Origin of the sequence: Acinetobacter sp. YH16051, assembly GCF_013417135.1 — a bacterium.
GTDB classification, from domain to species: Bacteria; Pseudomonadota; Gammaproteobacteria; order Pseudomonadales; family Moraxellaceae; genus Acinetobacter; species Acinetobacter towneri.
The window spans coordinates 1-2,550 of record NZ_VPEN01000077.1 but is presented as its reverse complement, the minus strand read 5'-3'; the positions used below and the strand labels follow the sequence as shown (position 1 = coordinate 2,550).

General features: G+C 41.3%; 3 protein-coding genes. All 3 read left to right on the top strand.

All coding sequences use genetic code 11. The annotated features are described in order from the left end of the window. The first annotated feature begins 130 nt into the window (after positions 1-130). The 3 genes from FTV41_RS14300 (at position 131) to FTV41_RS14290 (ending at position 2,394) form a co-directional block, all read left to right on the top strand. Entirely contained in the window at positions 131-421 is a 291-nt protein-coding gene (locus FTV41_RS14300; protein WP_179991767.1) for a hypothetical protein, read from the top strand. Between the two features lie 85 nt (positions 422-506). Then, a complete protein-coding gene (locus tag FTV41_RS14295) occupies positions 507-1,814 on the top strand; it encodes a protein rep (protein WP_257221987.1) in 1,308 nt (435 codons plus the stop codon). Between the two features lie 256 nt (positions 1,815-2,070). After that, positions 2,071-2,394: a hypothetical protein gene (locus FTV41_RS14290; RefSeq protein ID WP_179991768.1), complete on the top strand. Its 324-nt coding sequence runs from the start codon at positions 2,071-2,073 to the stop codon at positions 2,392-2,394. Positions 2,395-2,550: the final 156 nt, after the last annotated feature.

The following is a 2,550-nucleotide window of genomic DNA, read 5'->3' as shown; positions in this document are numbered from 1 at the left end:
CTTCACTTGATGAAGCTGCTTCATCTTTTAAAATAGTGTTGCAGGAGCATTTAGATAAAAAACGTGACATCACGTTATTTGCTATTGCTGTTGTTGAGGGTCGATTAAAAGTGATTGAGGGTTTTCCAAGATGATTAAGTTAGAGGGAACAGTATTAAACGTCTTTACTCAACAAGGCGGAACAAACAAGAAAGGCGAAGCCTTTGAAGATCGTGACAAGGTGCAAATTTTGGGAGCTATGGAGCTTCCAAACGGTGATGTAAAAAATGAGCTTTTTACATTATCAGTCGAAAATCATCGTGATTTTATCGACTTCTTAAATCAAAAAATTTCTATTGCTGTTGGAGCAATGGCAAGCGGACGTAATGTGATTTTTTATGTCGCAAAAGGCGCACAGCCTGAATTAGCAAAAACCGTGTGAAACACGAAAAAAAACAGTGAGTTAGGCTTGCCTACTCGCTGTTTTTTCTTTCTCTTGATACTATTGATTAAAGTGGGGACAAAAATTGACTAAAAAAGGCAATAAAAAAGCCCATAATTCGGCTGCTTTGGCGGGCGTTGAATTACAGGCTTTGGAATCTTCTTGCGAAGATCAACATTCGGATAGAATAACACGTTTTGCGACTTTAAAACATAGGGCTAAAAACCAAGAAAACTATCTTTTTACACTAGCCAAGTTTAAAGAGAACTATGTTAAAGACGTTAAAAACGATGAATCTATTGCGGCTCTTAAATCTGCCCAAAAATTGAATGAGTGCGGAAACTATCTGCTATTCAAAAATTTCTATACTTTGGGTGAAATCAAACTAACAAAAATCCAAACATGCGGGCAGCATTTGCTTTGCCCTTTCTGCGCTGCTATTCGTGCCTCCCGTGCTGTTACTCGATACGTTCAACGTATTGATGAAGTATTAACGCAAAATCGCAAGCTCAAGCCCGTTCTAATCACGCTCACAGTAAAAAACGGTTCTGACCTACGGGAACGTGCCGACCATCTTCTAAACGCCTTTAGGAAGCTCCTAGAGCGTCGTAGAGACTTCATCAAGAAGGGTCGAGGGTACAACGAGTTTTGTAAGGTTCAGGGCGCTATGTACTCATACGAAAACACGTATAACGAAAAAACAGGTGAATGGCATCCCCATATTCACATGTTTGCACTGGTGGATAGCTGGATTGATCAGCAAGAGTTTGCGGAATATTGGCAAAGCCTCACTGGTGATTCTTATATTGTAGACGTTCGCAGGGCGAAAAAAGAAAAGGGTTCAGGCTATGCGGGAGCAGCAGCAGAGGTCTGTAAGTACGCTTTAAAGTTTGGTGATCTATCGGTTGAAAAGACTTGGGAGGCTTTTAAGATTCTCAAGGGGCGTCGCTTAACTGGCTCATTTGGTCTTTTATGGGGTGTCAAAATCCCTGAAGAAGCTACGGACGAACTTCCAGACGATCAGTCTTTGCCATATCTCGAAATGCTTTACAAATTCAACTATGCCAAGCATTCATACTATGACTTGATTGTTACACGCAACGTAGAGCCAAAGGCGAAAGCGGAACTAGGAGGAGGAGGAGGAGTTGCGACGACGACCGACCGACGTTGTGAAGCTGTAGCATTGGCGACTAAGGACGAAGCTATCATTTTCGGTCGTGGCGAGGGCACGCAGCACGTGAAAATGAAGCGAGGACGCAAAAAAGCCCACTGGAGAATCCCACCTGCTACCCGTGTTCGGGTTCGGCAACGAATCCGAAGATGGGACGGATATTTATATAATATTGACCTATTCCCGTATGTTGAGCATAGGCTATTAGCTTTTATTGGTTAGCCTGTTTCTTGAGAAACGCGTAAGCGTGCATTCTGAAAATTCTACTGCAACACGTAAGAGTTAGAGCAGGCGGAGTGCCTGCGAACTGACGCAATAAAAACTCTTAACTTTCCTTTCCCTGATTACAAAGCTCCCCTTAGCACCTAAGTGGGAGCTTTTAGCAATCCCGCAGGGTTGCGCCACAAAGAATAATGATATATAAATAACTCACCAGTTAAGCTACTTTAATTTTTTTACATATACAGGGTATATCATTATGACTGAGCCAACTAATTTAGATTTGTTTGTTGCTGAACTTAAAAAAACAGGTCGTTCTAGCTATCACGGTGCATATTTTCAAGTTCCTTTCCGTATCCAATTGCATCTTCATGCGAAAGTTGAATCTCTTGCAAAACACTTAAACAGCTCTCGAAATAAAGTCTTGAATGATCTTTTGGCTATTGCTCTTGATCAGGTTTATTTATCTTTAAATCTCGATGAAGACACTTTGCATGACATTCAGGTTGAGGAGGGGCGGATTCTTCAGGATTTATTGAAGGATCGCCAGTCAATCAATTCTGGAGATATGGCGGATGACTAATTTTGAGGTTACGGCTAACAAGCCTATGGCTTCACTTGATGAAGCTGCTTCATATTTTAAAAAAGTGTTGCAGGAGCATTTAGATAAAAAACGTGACATCACGTTATTTGCTATTGCTGTTGTTGAGGGTCGATTAAAAGTGATTGAGGGTTTTCC

Excerpts from the sequence above, each read along its gene's own strand:
- FTV41_RS14300 (WP_179991767.1), top strand. The coding sequence starts at position 131 with ATGATTAAGTTAGAGGGAACAGTATTAAACGTCTTTACTCAACAAGGC.
- FTV41_RS14290 (WP_179991768.1), top strand. The coding sequence starts at position 2,071 with ATGACTGAGCCAACTAATTTAGATTTGTTTGTTGCTGAACTTAAAAAA.